Source organism: Blastococcus mobilis (assembly GCF_900188025.1).
Classification (GTDB): domain Bacteria; phylum Actinomycetota; class Actinomycetes; order Mycobacteriales; family Geodermatophilaceae; genus Blastococcus_B; species Blastococcus_B mobilis.
In genome coordinates, this window is sequence record NZ_FZNO01000004.1 from 194,441 (window position 1) to 211,094 (window position 16,654).

A 16,654-nucleotide genomic window follows, 5' to 3' on the forward strand; every position below is an offset into this window, starting at 1 on the left:
CGGGTGACGCGCAGCAGGTACGACGTCGTGGTCGTGGGCGGCGGCCACAACGGCCTGGTGGCCGCTGCCTACCTGGCCCGTGCCGGCCGGTCGGTGCTCGTGCTGGAACGGCTCGCCCAGGTGGGGGGCGCCGCGATCAGCCGGCAGGTGTTCGAGGGCGTCGACGTCCGGCTGTCCGCCTACTCCTACCTGGTCAGCCTGCTCCCCGACCGGATCGTGGACGACCTCGGTCTGGAGGTCCGGCTGGCCGATCGCGCGGTCGCGTCCTACACGGCGACCACGCGGAACGGCCGGCCGACCGGACTGCTCGTCGAGCGGGACGAGGGGCCCGCGACCGCGAGCTCGTTCCGACAGCTGACCGGTTCCGACCGTGAGTTCGCCGGGTGGCAGCGGTTCTACGGCCGGCTGACGACGCTCGCCGAGGACCTCGCCCCCACCCTGACCGAGCCGCTGCTCTCCCCCGACGAGCTGGCCGGGCGGCTGCGGGATCCCGAGCTCTGGCACGACCTCCGGGAGCGGCCGCTCGCCGACGTCGTGGCCGACCATCTCACCGACGACGTCGTCCGTGGCATCGCCCTGACCGACGGGCTGATCGGCACCTTCGCCGACGTGCACGCCGACGACGGACTCGCCGGCCGGTGCTTCCTCTACCACCTGGTCGGCAACGGCACCGGCCGCTGGCGGGTACCGGTCGGCGGCATGGGGGCGGTCACCGGCGCCATGGCCACCGCGGCGCGCCGTGGGGGCGCGGAGCTCGTCACCCGGGCCACCGTCACGGCGCTGGAGCCCACGGCGGACGGCGTCACCGTGCACTGGACCGACGACGAGGGCTCGACGGCTGCGGTCGAGGCCGGTCACGTCGTCTGCGGTGCTGCCCCGACCGTGCTGGCCGAGCTGACCGGCAGTGATCCCGGGCCTCGTCCGTCGGGGTCGCAGGTGAAGATCAACATGGTGCTGGCCCGTCTCCCCCGGCTGCGCTCGGGCGCGGACGCGTCGGCCGCCTTCGCCGGCACGTTCCACGTCGACGAGGCGGCCGGTCAGATCGACGCGGCCTATGCCCAGGCCGCCGCCGGCCGGTTGCCCGAGGTCATCCCGTTCGAGGTGTACTGCCACTCGCTGAGCGACCCCTCGATCCTCGGGCCGGTCGAGCGGGCGACCGGGTTCCACACCCTCACCCTGTTCGGCCTCCACACGCCGGCCGAGCTGTTCCGCGAGGACCCGGTGGGCACCCGGCGAGAAGCGGTCCGCCGGGTCGTCGTCCAGCTCGACGCGCACCTCGAGGAACCGCTGCTGGACTGCCTGGCCCGCGACGCCACCGGTGAGCCCTGCCTGCAGGCCGCCTCGCCGCTGGACGTCGAGGAGTCCCTCGCCATGCCCGGCGGGCACATCTTCCACGGTGACCTCGCCTGGCCGGTCGCCGCGGCCCCGGACGAGGTCGGCACGTGGGGTGTGGCGACCTCGCACCCGCGGATCGTGGCCGCCTCCTCCGGCGGCACCGTCCGCGGCGGCGCGGTCAGCGGCCTCGGTGGTTACGCGGCGGCCCGCCACCTGCTGGACCCGCGCTGACGTCGCGGCCCGTGGACGAGCGGTCCCCGGGCCCGCGGGGCCACGTCACCGATCTCGTGGCCGGCGTCCGCCGTCGGCTGGTGGGCCGCGACCTGGCGCTGATCGCCGCGGGGCTCACCTTCTACGCGGGCATCGCCGTCGTCCCGGTGCTCGTGCTGGCCTTCGCCATGACGGCCCGGCTGTCCTCGCCGGACCGGGTCTCGGAGCTCGGCAGCCGGCTGGCCGAACTGCTGCCGGCCGCCGTGGGCGCCCCTGACGCCGTCGAACGGCTCGTGGCGGCAGGCGTGGGCCTGTCCTTGCTCGACGGCGTGCTCGCCCTGCTGCCCATGTCGCTCTACGGGGAGGGCCTGCGCCGGGCACTGCTGCGGTTCAGCAGCCGGCGGGAGGGCCTGACCGGCTGGAAGGGGCGGCTGGCGGCGCTCCCGGTGCTGCTCCTCGCCCCGCTGCTGCTCTATCCGTTGCTGCTCACCGTTCCGGTGATGGCAGACCTCGCCGAGACCGGCGGGTTCGGTCCGACGGTCGGTCGCATCGCCATCGGCTTCTACGCCGTCCTGGCGGCTCTCACCGTTCCGCTGGCCTGGGGGTTCCGCGTCGTCGGTGCCGGCCGGGTGCGCTGGTCGGCCCTCGCTGCCGGCGCCCTGTTCACCGCGGCCTGCCTGTCGGGGTTCCTGCAGGGTTTCGTGCTCTTCCTCGCCCTTCCGCTGGATCTCGGCGCGCCGTTCGGCGGCCTCGATGTGGTCGGCGGCGTCGTCGCTCTGGGCCTGTGGCTGTTCCTGCTGCACCTGGTCGTGATCTGCGGCTGGCTGGCGACCCAGTCGCTGGACGAGTTGTTGCAGGGGCGCTCAGCCGCCCGGTGACGCGGCTCGGGCACGCGGTCCGGCGAGGATCGGCCCCGCCGCAGCCACCGGATCCTCCGGATCCTCCTCGTCCTCCGGGTCCTCCGGGTCCTCCGGGTCCTCCGGGTCCTCCGGGTCCTCCGGGTCCTCCGGGGGTGGCGCCACCGGCGTCGGAGGCGGCGGCGGTGTCGGTGCTGGTGCCGGCGTCGGAGGCGGTGCCGGTGCCGGCTCCACGTGATCGGCACCGTTGATGATCAGGATGGACACGACCTGACCCGGTACCGCGCGACCGCCCTGCGCCGGGCTGGTGCCCACGAGGACGCCCGCCCGCTTGGCGCTGTCGACTTTCACGGTGCTGCTCTGGAAGCCGGCGGCGGCCAGCGCCCTGGCGCACTCGCGGGCCGCGGTGCAGGTGGGCACCGGGCGGGTGTTGCCGTTGGCGACGGTCGGGTCGGCGGGCGGGAAGTCGCTGCTGCCGCGCGTCTGGAGGATCGGCGCCATCGCGTCGTGCCAGATGGCGGCGCCCTTGCCGCCGCCGAAGCCCCCGACGTCCTGGTTCTTCTTGGGGTTGAACACCATGACGCTGGCGGCGATCTCCGGGGTGTAGCCCACGAAGGTGACGGAGTGGTTGTTCTGGGTGGTACCCGTCTTCCCCGCGATCTGGTGACCGGGCACGTGGGCACGCGGCGCCGTCTGCCCACGGTTGCCCGGCTCGACGTCCTTCCGCAGCATCTGGTTGAGCGTGGTGGCGACGCCGGGCGGGATGGCCTCGGGTGTGCAGTTGTCCCCGCGCACCAGCGGCGCACCGTCGTCGTCGAGCACCGGCTGACCGTCGCGGTCGAGGATCCCGGTGACGGGCACGACGTCGCACTGGGTGCCGCTGGCCGCCAGGGTGGAGTAGGCGCTGGCCAGGCCGAGCGGGCTCGTCGCATCGGGCCCCAGGGTGAACGACCCGCGGTTCTCGTCGATCACCGTCTGGGCGAGGTCGTCGGGACCGAACTGGTAGAGCCCCATCCGCTCGGCCATCCGCACCGGCTCCTCGACGCTGCCGAGGGCGTCCTCCAGAGCGACGAAGTAGGTGTTCGACGACTGGTAGAGCGCCGTCGTCATGTCCAGCGTCGCCCGGTAGGTACCGGCGTTCTCGACGGTGTAGGGCCCGCCGTCCTCCGTGTAGACGCGGGACCTGTACGGGCTCGGCGCCGTCAGCGTGTACTGGTTCGAATAGCCGCGGGCCAGCGCGGCGGCGGCCACGAAGACCTTGTAGGTGGATCCCGCCCCGGGGCTGGGAGTCACGGTGAGGTTGTAGGACTCCTGCGTGGGGTCGTCGAGGTCGTACCCGAAGGTCCGGTTCATGCTGAGCGCCAGCAGGTGCCCGGTGCCGGGTTCCACCGCGCTGAACGTCGCGACCCGCTCGTCCTCCAGCGGCATCGTGTGCAGGACGGCGGCGTCGCCGGAGCGCTGCAGCTCGGGGTCCAGGGTGGTCTGGATGGTGTAGCCGCCGCGCTCCAGCTCGCGCTGGCTGATCCCGAGCATCTGTGTCAGGTAGGTCTGGACGAAGTCGCAGACGTAGGGCCCGACGGTGGCCTCGACGCAACCGCGGCGCGGGGCGGGGGCCGGCGACAGGCTCAGGGGCGCGAGTACGGCCTCGGCCTCCTGGGCGGGGGTGATGTACCCCTGCTCGGCCATCCGGTCCAGCACCTGGTTGCGCCGGATGGTGGCGCCCTCGGGGTCGACGAAGGGATCGTCGTCGGACGGGCTCTGCACGAGGCCGGCGAGGAGCGCGGCCTGGGGAAGGGTCAGGGCGGCCGCGTCCACCCCGAAGAACGCCCGGGCAGCGGGCTGGACACCGTAGGCGTTCTGCCCGAAGTACACGATGTTGAGGTAGCGGGTGAGCAGCTCGTCCTTGCTGTACCGGTCCTCCAGATCGAGGGCCAGGCGCGCCTCGCGGAGCTTGCGGCCCACGCTCTCCTCGATGGCCGCTTCCCGCTCGGCCGGATCGTCGGTCGACTGCAGCAGGGTCTGCTTGACCAGCTGCTGGGTCAGCGTCGAGCCGCCCTCCATGACCTCGCCGGCCGCGATGTTCTTCAGCAGCGCCCGCAGGGTTCCCTGGACGTCGAGCCCAGCGTGCTCGAAGAAGCGGGCGTCCTCGACGGCGACCATCGCCTGCCGCATGACCTCGGCGATCTGCTCGCCGTGGACGGGGGCCCGGTTCTCCCGGTAGAAGGACGTGATCAGCTCGCCGTTGGCGGCCAGCATGGTCGTGTTGCCGGCAGGGGGCTGGTCGGTCAGCTCCTCCGGCGGATCACCGAGGAGGCTGGTCGACTGTTGCGCGACCAGGGCCGGGCCGCCGATCCACGGCATGAGCAGCCCGGCAAGGAGCACACCGGCCAGGACGGCGCCGAGGGCCATGGCGCACAACGTGCGGAACGTCCCCGCGCGCTGGTCCATGGCCCCTCCTCCCTGTCGATGCGGGCATCACCCCAACAGAGAACGCCGCGTCCCACAACACTCCGCGCCGTCCGGGGCGGAGCCGTGACGCGACGCGACTGGCAGGTGAGAATCGCGAGGTCAGAGCGCCGGATGGTCTGCCAGGGGCGCCGGGAGGTCGTCGCGGTGGAGGACGACGAGGGTGCTGACCGCCCGCGTGAGGACGACGTAGAGCCGGTGCAGCCCCCGCGGCTCGGCCGCGACGATCGCCGCCGGGTCCACCACCACGACGGCGTCGAACTCCAGCCCCTTCGCCAGCGTGGCCGGGACGACGGCCACCCGCGCGGCGTCGGCGTCGTCGGTCAGCACCCTGGCGGGCAGCCCCGCTCCGGTCAGGAGTGCGGCCACCTCGGCCACCGCCGCGTCCGGGCACACGATCCCGATCGAGCCCGGCGCGGAGCTCAGGTCCTCGACCACGCGGACGAGCGGAACGGCGAACGCGGTCACGGGACGCAGCCGGAGCGCACCGGGCTCCGCGCGGACCGCCGTCGCGGCCGGCAGGTCCGGGGCGATCAGCGGCAGCAGCCGGTTGGCGAAGTCCAGCACCTCACCGGGCACCCGGTAGCCGCTGGTCAGCGGGCGGACGACGGTGCCGGGGCGTCCCAGGCCGGCCAGCGTCTCCCGCCAGTCCGACGGCGACCAGGGGCTGGTGGCCTGCGCGAGGTCACCGAGCACCGTGAGCGTTCCCGCCGCCAGCCGGCGGGCCACCGCACGGCACTGCATGGGCGAGAGGTCCTGCGCCTCGTCGACGACGACGTGGCCGTACCCGGTCGTACGTTCCAGGAGACCGGCCAGCTCGTCGACGAGGACGGCATCGGCCTCGGTCCACGGCGCGGTGCGCACCGAGCGTGGCGGCACCGGCCACCCCAGCAGCGCCTGCTCGTCGTCGTCCAGCAGGCCGTGGGCCGCCCGGGCCAGCCGCTCGGGGTCGCTCCACAGCCGGCAGAGCACCCCGGCCGCGTCGCGCGCGGGCCAGACCTCGTCGCACAGCGCGCGCACCTCGGCGCTGCGGGCGGCCCGACGGGTCTCGGCGTCGCTGGGGCTGCCGCCGGCCTCCTCCTTCTGCCGCCGGGCATCCTCGGCCACGAGCATCATCAGGCGCTCTCGGCCGGCCGCGTAGTGCAGGAGCTGCTGGTCGTCGTCGGCCCGCGACCGCCGGCGCAGGTCGTCCACGTACCGCTTCAGCCGCTCCACCGGCACGCGGTACTTCCGTCCCGCCAGCGGCACCTGCACCGAGTCCGCGGGCTTGCGGATCTCCCCCCACAGCGCCCGGCGGAGGACCTCGGCCATGCGGGCGTCGCCCTTGAGGACGGCGACCTGCGGCCGGTCCGCGGCGCGCACCGGCACCCGGGCGGTGAGGTCGGCGACGGTCGTCTGCTCGACGTCGACCTCGCCGAGGGTCGGCAGCACCTGCTCGATGTAGCGCAGGAACGCCCGGTTGGGCCCGACGACGAGGACGCCGGTCCGGGACAGCTGGCCGCCGTGCGTGTAGAGCAGATAGGCCGCCCGGTGCAGGCCGACCGCCGTCTTCCCCGTGCCCGGGGCGCCCTGGACGCAGACCGACTCGGCGAGCGGCGCCCGGACGATGTCGTCCTGATCGGGCTGGATGGTGGCGACGATGTCGCGCATCGGCCCGCTGCGCGGCCGCTCGATCTCCGCCCGGAGGAAGCTCCCCGGTTCCTGCGGGTGGGCGGGCGACGACACCGCCAGGACCTCGTCCTCGTAGCCGGTGAGCTCCCCACCCGAGAAGCCGAAGCGGCGACGACGCGCCAGGCCCTGCGGATCGGCCGCGCTGGCCTGGTAGAACGGCCGGCTCATCGGCGCCCGCCAGTCGATGACCACCGGGTCGCCGGCGGCGTCCCGGACGTGGCGGCGGCCGATGTGGAAGGTCTCGGCTCCGTGGTCGTCGGACCGGGTGTCGGTCCGGCCGAAGAACGGTGGGACGCCGGGGTCGGCGGCCAGCGTCCGCAGCCGCTCGGCCCGTGCGGCGCCCAGTCGCTCGGACGCCCAGGCGTCGACGCCGCCGTCCACGACCGCGGCGGCGGCGGTACGCATCTCGGTGAGGCGCTCGGCGGCGAGGGCGAGGTGGGCGCGCTCGGCGACCAGGACGGGGTCGGCGGTCTCTGAGTCAACGGAGTGAGACACGGTCGGAGGACGTTACTCGCCGCCCCGCGCCCCGTCACGGGACTTTCGGCACAGAAAGTCCGACGAGCGGCCGGGACTTGCTGTACCGAAAGTCCGACGGTCAGGTCGGAGAGCGGTCGGGCGGCTCCACGATGTGGACCTGGACGGCGCGGAACTGCTTCGGCGTCTCGAGCAGGACGGCCCTGGTCGGCTCGCCGACGTCCAGGGCGGGCTCACGGCGCTTTCCGGCCAGCGGCGCGAGCCGGGGATCGGCCAGGACGTCGTCGACCAGTCCGCGGTCACCGCCGGTGAAGAGCGCGTCGACCGGCCCGGCGTGCGGCAGCAGCACCCGCAGCGCCGTCTCCACCGCGTGCGCGACGACGGCGTCGGTCTGGTGGCCGCGCCGACGGGCGAACCGCTGCTGCGACCAGCCGCCGGCCGCCGTCCGCCCCTGGACCTGCCGGGCATCGACCTTGGACACGACCAGGTCGGGCCCGTCGAACACCCCGACCGCCCAGCGCCCCCGGCGCACCAGCAGCACCGCCACCCGGTGCGGCTGTCGCACCGCGGCCGTGAACGTGGTCAGCAGCGCCGGCCCCGGCGCCCACGGGAAGGGGGCCCTCAGGACGACCGTCGTGGTGTCGGCACAGGTGATGCGCAGGGCCCCGTCGTCGGCGAGGACGACCTCGTGGAAGGCACCGTGCCGCTCGACCACGCCGTCCAGCCATCGGCCGAGCCGCTCCGGGGCGACCCCGAGCGTGCGGCCGCCGCCGGCCGCGGGGCGGGCGCGGGTCAGCGGACCAGCGCCGGCGTCGAGGCGTGTTCCGCCGGGATGTGCAGCAGCCGCTGGAACAGTGCGACGACCACCGCGGCGATCGCGGCGGCGACGGTGGCGACGAGGAAGGCGGTGTTCGCGCCGTGCACGTCGACGAGCTTGCCCGCGACGGAGGCCCCGATGGCCACGCCCAGCCCGAGGGCGGTGCCGATCCAGGTGAACGCCTCGGTCACGGCAGCCCGGGGCACGAGGACCTCGGCGAGGGTGAAGGAGCTGATGAGCGACGGCGAGACGGCGACCCCGGCGACCACCACGAACGGGACCATGAGCCAGACGTCGCGCACCAGCGTGAGCGGGATGCTCAGCACGGTCAGCAGCACCAGGACCGCGGTCAGCCGTTGCCGCAGCGGCAACCGCCAGTGCACCGCGCCCCACCCGATGCCGCTGGCCATGGAGCCGACCGCCAGCCCGGCGATGAGCACGCCGGACAGGGACATGGCGCCCATCTCGTCGGCGAAGGCGACCAGGGCGATCTCCAGGCAACCGAGGATCGTGCCGACCGCCGCACCGACAACGAACAGCACCCGCAGGCCGTGGGTGCGCATGGCGGACGGGCCGTTGCGGTGTTCGTGCGCCGCGGGCGGCGGCTCGGTCCGCCCCTGCGCGGCGAACAGCAGGCTGCCGACGGCGGCCAGGGTGAAGGCCGTGACCACGCCGCTGGTGGCATGTCCGGTGGTGGAGAGGAAGGTGACCAGCACCGGACCGACGATGAAGACGAACTCGTCGACCACCGACTCCATGGCCAGGGCCGTCGGCAGGCGGTGGCTGCCGCGCAGCAGGTGGGTCCAGCGCACCCGGATCATCGACGACACGGGCGGGATGCAGGCACCGGCGGCCCCGGCCGACACGAAGACGGTCCACAGCGCCCAGTCCTGCTTCACGGCGAACAGGAAGCTGACGCCGGACACGACGAAGACGGCCAGCACGGGCAGCAGCACCCGGCGCTGCCCGTGGGAATCGGCCCAGCGGCCGAGCACCGGCCCGGCGAGGGCCGTGGTGACCGCACCGGCCGCCGCGACGGCGCCGCCCAGGCCGTACGACCCGGTCTCCGCAGCGACCAGCAGCACGCAGCCCAGACCGACCATCGACAGCGGCAGCCGCCCGACGAACGCGGCGAGCACCATCGGCAGGGCGTGCGGGGTCCGCAGCACCTGCAGGTAGGGATTGGCCACGATCGGGGAGCCTCCAGGAAGGACCGCCTCCCACCCACCGTCGCAAGCTCGCGGTGGGGCCTGGAGCCGGCCGTCAGTGCAGTGACCGCCACGCTACCCACCGCGCACTCCCTCGGCCCGGTGGCGCCCGGCTTCCCCCGCGGACGGCCGAGGCCCGGGCCCCCTCTGGGGTCCCGGGCCTCGACCGGCCGCCTCCTGGCTCGGGGGGGCGGGGCAGGGGGTCCTCTTTCAGCCGAGCCGGCTCTTGAGGATCTCCAGCTCGTCCCACATCGTGCTGGGCAGCTTGTCGCCGAACTTCTCGAACCACTCGGTGATCTGCGGGATCTCCTCGCGCCACTCCTCGGGCTTGACGGCGAGGGCCTGCTCCACCTGCTCCGGGCTCAGGTCGAGGCCGGAGACGTCGAGCGAGTCCACCGTCGGGACGTGGCCGACGGGGGTCTCGACCGCGGCGGCCGTCCCCTCGAGGCGCTCGACGACCCACTTGAGGACCCGGCTGTTCTCGCCGAAGCCCGGCCACAGGAAGCCGCCGTCCTCGTCGCGACGGAACCAGTTCACGTAGAAGATCCGCGGCAGCTTCGAGGCGTCGTGGGCCTTGCCCGTCTCGACCCAGTGGCGGAAGTAGTCACCGGCGTTGTAGCCGATGAACGGCAGCATGGCGAACGGGTCGCGGCGCACGACGCCGACCGCACCGGTCGCGGCGGCGGTGGTCTCCGAGGAGAGCGTCGCGCCCATGAACACGCCGTGGTTCCAGTCCCGGGCCTCGCTGACCAGGGGAATCGTGGTCTTGCGGCGACCACCGAACAGGATCGCCGAGATCGGCACGCCCTTGGGGTCGTCGTACTCCGGCGCGAGGATCGGGCACTGGGCGATCGGCGTGCAGAAGCGGCTGTTCGGGTGGCTGGAGGGCTCGGTGCTCTCGGGCGTCCAGTCCCGGCCCTTCCAGTCGGTCAGGTGGGCGGGAGCGTCGTCGGTCATGCCCTCCCACCAGATGTCGCCGTCGTCGGTCAGGGCGACGTTGGTGAAGACCGAGTTGCCCTTCTCGATCGTGCGCATGGCGTTGGGGTTGGTGTCCCACCCGGTGCCCGGGGCGACGCCGAACAGGCCGAACTCGGGGTTGAGGGCGTAGAGCCGGCCGTCCTCGCCGAAGCGCATCCAGGCGATGTCGTCGCCCAGGGTCTCGACCTTCCACCCCGGGATGGTCGGCTCCAGCATCGCCAGGTTGGTCTTCCCGCAGGCCGAGGGGAAGGCAGCGGCGATGTAGTAGGTCTTCTGCTGCGGGCTGGTCAGCTTGAGGATCAGCATGTGCTCGGCGAGCCAGCCCTCGTCGCGGGCCATCACCGAGGCGATGCGCAGCGAGTAGCACTTCTTGCCCAGCAGGGCGTTGCCGCCGTAGCCCGAGCCGTAGGACCAGATGGCCCGCTCCTCGGGGAAGTGCACGATGTACTTGGTGTCGCTGCAGGGCCACGGGACGTCCTGCTGGCCCTCGTCGAGCGGGGCGCCCAGGGAGTGCATGGCCGGCACGAAGGGCCGGTCCTCCCCCATCGCGTCCAGGACGTACTGGCCGATGCGCGCCATGACCCGCATCGAGACGACGACGTACTCGGAGTCGGTGAGTTCGACGCCGAACATCGGGTTCTCGGCCTCGACCGGCCCCATGCAGAAGGGGATGACGTACATCGTCCGGCCGCGCATGCACCCCCGGTACAGCTCGGTCATGATCGACTTCATCTCGCCGGGGTCCATCCAGTTGTTGGTGGGACCGGCGTCGGCCTCGTCGACCGAGCAGATGTAGGTGCGGTCCTCGACCCGGGCGACGTCGCTGGGGTCCGACGCGCACCAGAAGGAGTTGGGCTTGGCCTCGAGCCGGGTGAAGGTGCCGGCGTCGACCAGCTTGGTCGTGAGCCGCTCCCACTCCTCGTCGCTGCCGTCCACCCAGACCACCTGGTCCGGCGTCGTCAGCTCGGCCATCTCCCGCACCCATGCCAGCAGTCGGGCATGCGTGGTGGGGGCATTGTCGAGACCGGGGGTGGCCACGGAAGTCACGGCGTCTCCATCCTCTGGGTAGCCGGGCAGGTCCGGCACCGGCGCTGGTGCTGTCGACCCGGCGTCGGTGCTGGTGCAACGAACCGGATCAGGTGAGGTTACCGGTGGTTCGCCCCGCTGTAACCGTGAGGGATGTTACGTCTAGGACGTCTGGTTCTCAGGTCGGAAGACCCTGGTGACAGGCGATCCGCGTCCCCGCCGGGGCGGCGACGCCGAGATCCAGGCGGCGCTGCGCCCTCTTCCTGCGTCCCCGGAGCTCGGCGAGCCTCAGGCGGGCCCGCCTCAGCGACCGTGGGCGGGACCGGTCGCGGCGAGGAAGGTCTCCCAGTCCGCGGGCACCGACCGGCCCCCGACCTCGGCGTCGACCCTGTCCATGTACCAGTGCCAGCCGAGCACGAAGTCGGTGACGTCGGCGCCCGCCCCGAAGAACTGGACGAAACGCAGCACGGTCCGGCCGCCCTCCCGCCACAGGTCCAGGTCGACCCGCCAGCCGTCGGTGTCCTGCTGCACCCACTCGATCACCAGCCGCCGGGGCGGGTCGCACTCGACGACGGTCATCGGCTCGCCGACCGGCTCTCCCTCCTCGTGCGTCATGGCGAAGGTGCCCCGGCCACCGACCACCCGCTCTCCGTCGTAGACGCCGATCCAGCGGGCCAGCCGTTCGGGCTCGGTGAGCGCCGACCAGACGTCCTCGATGGGCTCGGGCCAGGAGCACCGGAACTCCAGCCGCTGCCGGCCGTCGTCCTCGATGGTGACGATCCCCCGCCGGGTCTCGAGGTCCTCGGTCATGCGCCGTCTCCTGTTCGTCGTTCCCGCCGGCCGCGGGCCATCTCGGTGTCCAGTGCGTCCAGCCGCCGGGCCCACAGGTCGCGGTAGGGCTCCAGCCAGTCGTCGAGCTCCCGCAGGGGTCGCGGGTCCAGCGCGTAGAGCCGCCGCTTGCCCTCGGCGCGGGCCGTGACCAGCCCGGCCTCACGGAGCACCCGCAGGTGCCGGCTGACCGCCGGCCGGCTGACCGGGAACCGGTCGGCCAGCTCCCCCGCCGCCACCTCGCCGTGCGCCAGCAGGGCCACCAGCTCGCGCCGCACGGGATCGGCCAGGGCCGCGAGCGCGTCCACGGCGGATGCGTAACACAAACGTTACGCATTCCGCCAGAGGTTTCCTCCCGTGGACGGCCGGGGCATGCGAGCGGGCATGACCGTCACCGATCCCGACGTCCCCGATCCGCTCAACGACCCGCGCACCCTGCAGGCCGATCCCGGCGCCTACGGCCAGGGGGACGACCTCGCCTCGGCCGCGGACGACCCCGCGGCGGCTGGGGAGGACGAGCTCGCGACCAGCCAGAACCTCCCCGACGAGGCCGGCGGTGGCGATGTCACCGGCGGCGCGTTCTCCGAGGCTCCACCGTCCTGACCTGCATGTGACGGATCGGTCCGGGGCGGGTAGGGCGCAGGCCCCAACCGCTCCTGACCGAGGAGGATCAATGGCCACCGGTGAGACCGGCTTCGCCGACGTGTTCTACGACCTCGTCTCCGTCCAGTACCACTCGCTGAAGGCCGGGCACGACTACGGCCAGTACGTCCGGGACGCCGAGAACGCCGGCCTGGACGACGTGGCGAGCTTCTTCCGCGAGGTCATGGACCAGGACTCCGCCCGCGCGAAGCGCTGCCACGAGTTCCTCGGCAAGCTGCAGGGGACCGATCACGGAGGCCCGGCGACGCAGTAAGAGGACCCCCTGCGCCCACCGTGAAAGGGCTCCGTCCTCCCCACCCCTCGCCCGCTCAGGGCGGGATCCGGGACGGGCACGGCGGGACCCTGCGGCAGGCCACTGGGCCGGACCGGCGGGACAGCGGCACCATGGGCACGTGATCAAGACGCCGCTGACCCGCTGGTTCGACCTGACGACGCCGGTCATCGGTGCGCCGATGGCCGGCGTGGGCGGGGGCGCGCTGGCGCGTGCGGTCTCGCAGGCCGGCGGCCTGGGGATGATCGGCGTCAGCGGGGCGCACCCCGCGGGGTTCATCACCGAGCAGTCCGCCATCCCCGCCGCGGACCAGCTGCCGTTCGGGATCGGCCTGATGGCCTGGACCCTCGCCGACCGGCCGGATCTGCTCGAGGCGACGATGGCCGCCCAGCCGGCTCTGGTCTCGGTGTCCTTCGGGGATCCCGCGCCCTACGTCGGTCCGCTGCACGACCGCGGTATCGCCGTCGCCGCGCAGGTCAACACGGTCCTGGACGTCTCCCGGGCCGTGGACGCGGGGGTCGACGTGATCGTCGCCCAGGGAACCGAGGCCGGTGGGCACACGGGGCAGCGCGCGACCCTGCCGCTGCTGCAGGAGGTCCTGTCTCTCACCGACCGGCCGGTGGTCGCCGCCGGGGGCATCGCGACGGGGCGGGGAATGGCCGCCGCCCTCGTCGCGGGTGCCGCCGGCGTCTGGATCGGAACGGCGCTGCTGGCGTGCACGGAAGGGCTCAACTCCCCCGCCGCCCGGGAGCGCGTGCGCGCCGCCTCGGGCGAGGAGACCGTGCTGACCCGGGCGTTCGACGTCGCGGAAGGTCTCGCCTGGCCGGAGCGCTGGCCCGGTCGCGCGCTGGTCAACGAGTTCTCCCGCGTCTGGCACGGGCGGGAGGACGAGCTGCTCGACGACGCCCCCGCACGCCGGCGTGTGGTCGAGGGACGGCGCACCTGGGACCCGGAGGCCTCCCCGGTCTATGCCGGGGAGGCCGTGGGCCTGGTGACAGCGGAGCGATCGGCAGCCGACGTCATCCGGGAGATCGACGCCGCGGCCGAGAAGGCGCTGCGCGCCGTGCCGCGCCTACTGGGTTGATCCCTGCCCTTGCCCCTAGACCACGCAGCTGTCGTCGGTGCAGCCGTCGGCTGCCGGGACCGTGATCAGCGGGTGGGACTCGGTCCACGCCCGCTCCAGGATCTGCAGGAGCAGCTCGGCCGGCTGGGCACCCGCGGCGCCGTACTTGCGGTCGACGACGAAGAACGGGACGCCGGTGGCGCCGAGCGCCTGCGCCGTCGCGCCGTCCTCGCGGACGGCCGCCAGATAGCGCCGGTCGGCCAGCGCAGCGCGGACCTCGGCCTCGTCCAGACCGACCTCGACCGCGAACGGCACGAGCGAGTCGACGTCGAAGACGGAGCGCCCCTGCTCGAAGTAGGCGTGCAGCAGGAGCTCCTTGAGCTCGTTGCGCTTGCCGTGCTCGGCCGCCAGGTGCAGCAGCTCGTGCGCGAGCAGGGTGTTGCCGCTGGTCGCGTCGGCCAGGTGGTACTCCAGACCCTCGTCGGCGGCGACCTGCTCGACGTGCGCCATCATGCCGCGCATCTCCTCGACGGGGCGGCCGTACTTGGCGGCCAGTGCGGGGAGCGTCGGGTGCGTCTCGCCCTCGGGGACCGAGGGGTCGAGCTGGAAGGACCGCCAGACGACCTCGACCTGATCCCGGTGCGGGAACTGCTCGAGGGCGCTCTCCAGGCGGCGCTTGCCGATGTAGCACCAGGGACACACGACGTCGGACCAGACCTCTACCTGCATATCGGGCACCAACGTCGTTGCGACCTCAATCATTCCTGGAAGCCGCGGTACGGTCCGGAGGACGCGGTGTCACCGCGGTCCGGGAGGACCGCAATGTCAGAGCCTCACCTCACGCCGACGAGGTCGACGACGAAGACGAGCGTCTCGCCGGGCTTGATGACCCCGCCGGCACCGCGCTCGCCGTAGGCCTTGTGCGCGGGGATGGTCAGCCGGCGGCGGCCGCCGACCTTCATGCCGGCGATGCCCTCGTCCCAGCCCTGGATGACCATGCCGACGCCCAGCCGGAACTCCAGCGGGTCGCCGCGGTCCCAGGAGGCGTCGAACTGCTCGCCACCGTCGTGGGTGACGCCGACGTAGTGGGCGCTGACCAGGCTGCCGGGGGTGGCCTCGGGTCCGTCGCCGACGACGATGTCCTCGATCACGAGGTCCTCCGGTGCCGGCCCGGTGGGGGGCTCGACGTCCGGTCGGCTCAGCTCGGCCACGGTTCTCCCTTCCGTGCCGGGGCTGTCCCGGCGTCGGACCCATCCAAGCAGCGACCGCCCGGGCCCGCTCAGACGAGGTCGAGCTCCTCCTCCCGAGGATGGGCGACCGGGGGCGGGACGACGTCGAGGGGATGGGCGATCTCGTCGGCCGGCAGGCGCGCCGCCACGATGGCCACGACGGCCAGCAGTGGCGGCACGAGCCCGGCGACCAGGAAGGTCGTGGTCAGGCCGATCACCTGGCTGATCGTCCCGGCCAGGGCCATCGACAGCGGCATGAAGCTGAGCGAGACGAAGAAGTCGAGGCTGGCGACGCGGCCGAGCAGGGCCGGGGGCACCCGGCGCTGCAGCAGCGTCCCCCAGATGACCATCCCCGCCTGGAAGGTCGCACCCATGACCGCGCCGGCGGCGACCATGACCCACAGGTCGGAGGCGAAGCCGAACACCACCAACGGGACGCACCCGAGGCCCCACAGCAGGTTCATGACGGTGAGGTAGCGCCGGGGCAGCCGGAGCGAGGCGACGACGAACGAGCCGATCGCCCCGCCGATCCCGAACGCGGCCAGGACGTAGGCGTGCTGGGTGGGCCCGCCCCCCGCGTCCTTGATGGCGAACGGGACCAGGACCTCCAGCGGGCCGATGAAGACCAGCAGCATCAGCGACGCGAACACCAGCGTGGCCAGCAGCCACGGCGTGCGGATCATGTAGACGAAGCCCTCGCGCACGTCGGCCAGCAGCCCACCGGCGCTCTCGCCGTCAACCGGCAACTCGCGGCGGACCGGTGTCGTCGGCAACGCCCAGAGGCACGAGGCGGCCAGCAGCGAGGCGACCGCCGTCGCGGCCAGGGCCGCCCCCGGCGAGTACGAGGCGACCAGGAAACCCGCGGTGGCCGGGCCGGCCGCGTTCTGCAGCACCGGCCGGACCATGCCCTCCAGACCGTTGGCCGCCAGGAGGTCGCCGTCGGGCACGAGCGCGGGGACCAGCGCTGAGTACGCCGGGTAGTACAGACCCATCGCCAGCCCGCTGACGAGCGACATCGCGGCCAGCTGCCACAGAGTGCTCGAGCACGCGAGCGACAGCGCGGCCACCACGGCCATCGTGCCGCCCTGGAGCAGCTCGGTCGCGAGCAGGATGCGCCGCTGCGGGATGCGGTCGGCCAGGGCCCCGCCGAGGAGGGTGGTGGCGAGCATGCCGCCGGCCCCCAGTGCGGTCACCATGGACAGCGCCGCGGGACCGCCGCGGAGCGCGACCACCTGCCAGACGAGGGCGACCGCCCACAGCCCCGCCGCGAGCAGTGACAGCGCCATCGACGCCGCCAGCAGGCGGTAGTGGGGATGCCGCAGGGGCGACAGCGCCCTGGGCAGGCTGGTCATGGGGCTCCTCCGGTGGTGGTCGGCCCCATGATCGACGTCGGGTACGACAGGACGCACGCGATTTCGCGGCCGGCGCACCTGCCCTGCCCCGGGTGTCCCTCCCGCGCACTAGGGCGTGTCTGGCGGATCTTGGCTGGCAGGGGTCCGCAGCCAGATCTTGATCGAGGCGACGTCGATGGTGCCTCGGAAGACGAACTCGCGTTTGT

General features: G+C 73.2%; 15 protein-coding genes. 5 read left to right on the plus strand and 10 right to left on the minus strand.

The window, feature by feature from the left end; all coding sequences use genetic code 11:
• Window positions 1–3: 3 nt before the first annotated feature.
• The gene (locus CHB94_RS05595; RefSeq protein WP_089335574.1) at window positions 4–1,566 is read left to right on the plus strand and encodes a phytoene desaturase family protein; all 1,563 of its coding nucleotides are present in this window, start codon (window positions 4–6) and stop codon (window positions 1,564–1,566) included.
• A gap of 11 nt (window positions 1,567–1,577) precedes the next feature.
• Window positions 1,578–2,423 (plus strand): YhjD/YihY/BrkB family envelope integrity protein, encoded by an 846-nt coding sequence (locus CHB94_RS05600; RefSeq protein ID WP_176445432.1) that lies wholly within the window; start codon window positions 1,578–1,580, stop codon window positions 2,421–2,423.
• Here CHB94_RS05600 and CHB94_RS05605 read toward each other — a convergent pair.
• The 7 genes from CHB94_RS05605 to CHB94_RS05635 form a co-directional block, all read right to left on the minus strand.
• Entirely contained in the window at window positions 2,409–4,850 is a 2,442-nt protein-coding gene (locus CHB94_RS05605) for a transglycosylase domain-containing protein (RefSeq protein WP_089335575.1), read from the minus strand. The genes CHB94_RS05600 and CHB94_RS05605 overlap by 15 nt on opposite strands.
• Before the next feature lie 120 nt (window positions 4,851–4,970).
• Window positions 4,971–7,034 (minus strand): HelD family protein, encoded by a 2,064-nt coding sequence (locus CHB94_RS05610; RefSeq protein ID WP_254920421.1) that lies wholly within the window; start codon window positions 7,032–7,034, stop codon window positions 4,971–4,973.
• Between the two features lie 100 nt (window positions 7,035–7,134).
• Window positions 7,135–7,809, minus strand: a complete 675-nt coding sequence (locus CHB94_RS05615; RefSeq protein WP_089335622.1) for an acVLRF1 family peptidyl-tRNA hydrolase — start codon at window positions 7,807–7,809, stop codon at window positions 7,135–7,137.
• Window positions 7,806–9,020 carry an MFS transporter gene (locus CHB94_RS05620; RefSeq protein ID WP_089335576.1) on the minus strand — a complete coding sequence of 405 codons (1,215 nt, stop codon included), beginning with the start codon at window positions 9,018–9,020 and terminating at the stop codon, window positions 7,806–7,808. The genes CHB94_RS05615 and CHB94_RS05620 overlap by 4 nt, the downstream gene beginning before the upstream one ends.
• Window positions 9,021–9,248: 228 nt before the next feature.
• A complete protein-coding gene (locus tag CHB94_RS05625; protein WP_089335577.1) occupies window positions 9,249–11,063 on the minus strand; it encodes a phosphoenolpyruvate carboxykinase (GTP) in 1,815 nt (604 codons plus the stop codon).
• A 282-nt stretch (window positions 11,064–11,345) separates the two neighbouring features.
• Window positions 11,346–11,852 carry an SRPBCC domain-containing protein gene (locus tag CHB94_RS05630; protein ID WP_089335578.1) on the minus strand — a complete coding sequence of 169 codons (507 nt, stop codon included), beginning with the start codon at window positions 11,850–11,852 and terminating at the stop codon, window positions 11,346–11,348.
• Window positions 11,849–12,178 carry an ArsR/SmtB family transcription factor gene (locus CHB94_RS05635; RefSeq protein ID WP_089335579.1) on the minus strand — a complete coding sequence of 110 codons (330 nt, stop codon included), beginning with the start codon at window positions 12,176–12,178 and terminating at the stop codon, window positions 11,849–11,851. Before CHB94_RS05635 ends, CHB94_RS05630 begins: the two co-directional genes overlap by 4 nt.
• Window positions 12,179–12,254: 76 nt before the next feature.
• Between CHB94_RS05635 and CHB94_RS05640 the strand changes: the two genes are divergently transcribed.
• The 3 genes from CHB94_RS05640 (at window position 12,255) to CHB94_RS05650 (ending at window position 13,888) form a co-directional block, all read left to right on the plus strand.
• Complete coding sequence (locus CHB94_RS05640) at window positions 12,255–12,473, plus strand: hypothetical protein (protein ID WP_089335580.1); 219 nt, start codon at window positions 12,255–12,257, stop codon at window positions 12,471–12,473.
• Between the two features lie 70 nt (window positions 12,474–12,543).
• On the plus strand, window positions 12,544–12,786 hold the full coding sequence (locus CHB94_RS05645; RefSeq protein WP_089335581.1) for an acyl carrier protein: 243 nt from the start codon (window positions 12,544–12,546) through the stop codon (window positions 12,784–12,786).
• A 139-nt stretch (window positions 12,787–12,925) separates the two neighbouring features.
• Window positions 12,926–13,888, plus strand: a complete 963-nt coding sequence (locus tag CHB94_RS05650) for an NAD(P)H-dependent flavin oxidoreductase (protein ID WP_089335582.1) — start codon at window positions 12,926–12,928, stop codon at window positions 13,886–13,888.
• Window positions 13,889–13,903: 15 nt separating this feature from the next.
• On the opposite strand, the gene CHB94_RS05655 is transcribed toward CHB94_RS05650, so the two are convergent.
• From CHB94_RS05655 to CHB94_RS05665, 3 genes are all read right to left on the minus strand, one after another.
• Complete coding sequence (locus CHB94_RS05655; protein ID WP_089335583.1) at window positions 13,904–14,596, minus strand: DsbA family oxidoreductase; 693 nt, start codon at window positions 14,594–14,596, stop codon at window positions 13,904–13,906.
• A 104-nt stretch (window positions 14,597–14,700) separates the two neighbouring features.
• Window positions 14,701–15,078: an FKBP-type peptidyl-prolyl cis-trans isomerase gene (locus tag CHB94_RS05660; RefSeq protein ID WP_089335584.1), complete on the minus strand. Its 378-nt coding sequence runs from the start codon at window positions 15,076–15,078 to the stop codon at window positions 14,701–14,703.
• 68 nt (window positions 15,079–15,146) lie between these two features.
• Window positions 15,147–16,448, minus strand: coding sequence for an MFS transporter (locus CHB94_RS05665; RefSeq protein ID WP_089335585.1), 1,302 nt, complete (start codon window positions 16,446–16,448; stop codon window positions 15,147–15,149).
• Window positions 16,449–16,654: the final 206 nt, after the last annotated feature.

Bases quoted from the DNA above. Each gene is read 5' to 3' on its own strand.
- CHB94_RS05605 (WP_089335575.1), bottom strand. From the start codon at position 4,850: ATGGACCAGCGCGCGGGGACGTTCCGCACGTTGTGCGCCATGGCCCTC.
- CHB94_RS05630 (WP_089335578.1), bottom strand. From the start codon at position 11,852: ATGACCGAGGACCTCGAGACCCGGCGGGGGATCGTCACCATCGAGGAC.
- CHB94_RS05640 (WP_089335580.1), top strand. From the start codon at position 12,255: ATGACCGTCACCGATCCCGACGTCCCCGATCCGCTCAACGACCCGCGC.
- CHB94_RS05645 (WP_089335581.1), top strand. From the start codon at position 12,544: ATGGCCACCGGTGAGACCGGCTTCGCCGACGTGTTCTACGACCTCGTC.
- CHB94_RS05655 (WP_089335583.1), bottom strand. From the start codon at position 14,596: ATGCAGGTAGAGGTCTGGTCCGACGTCGTGTGTCCCTGGTGCTACATC.
- CHB94_RS05665 (WP_089335585.1), bottom strand. From the start codon at position 16,448: ATGACCAGCCTGCCCAGGGCGCTGTCGCCCCTGCGGCATCCCCACTAC.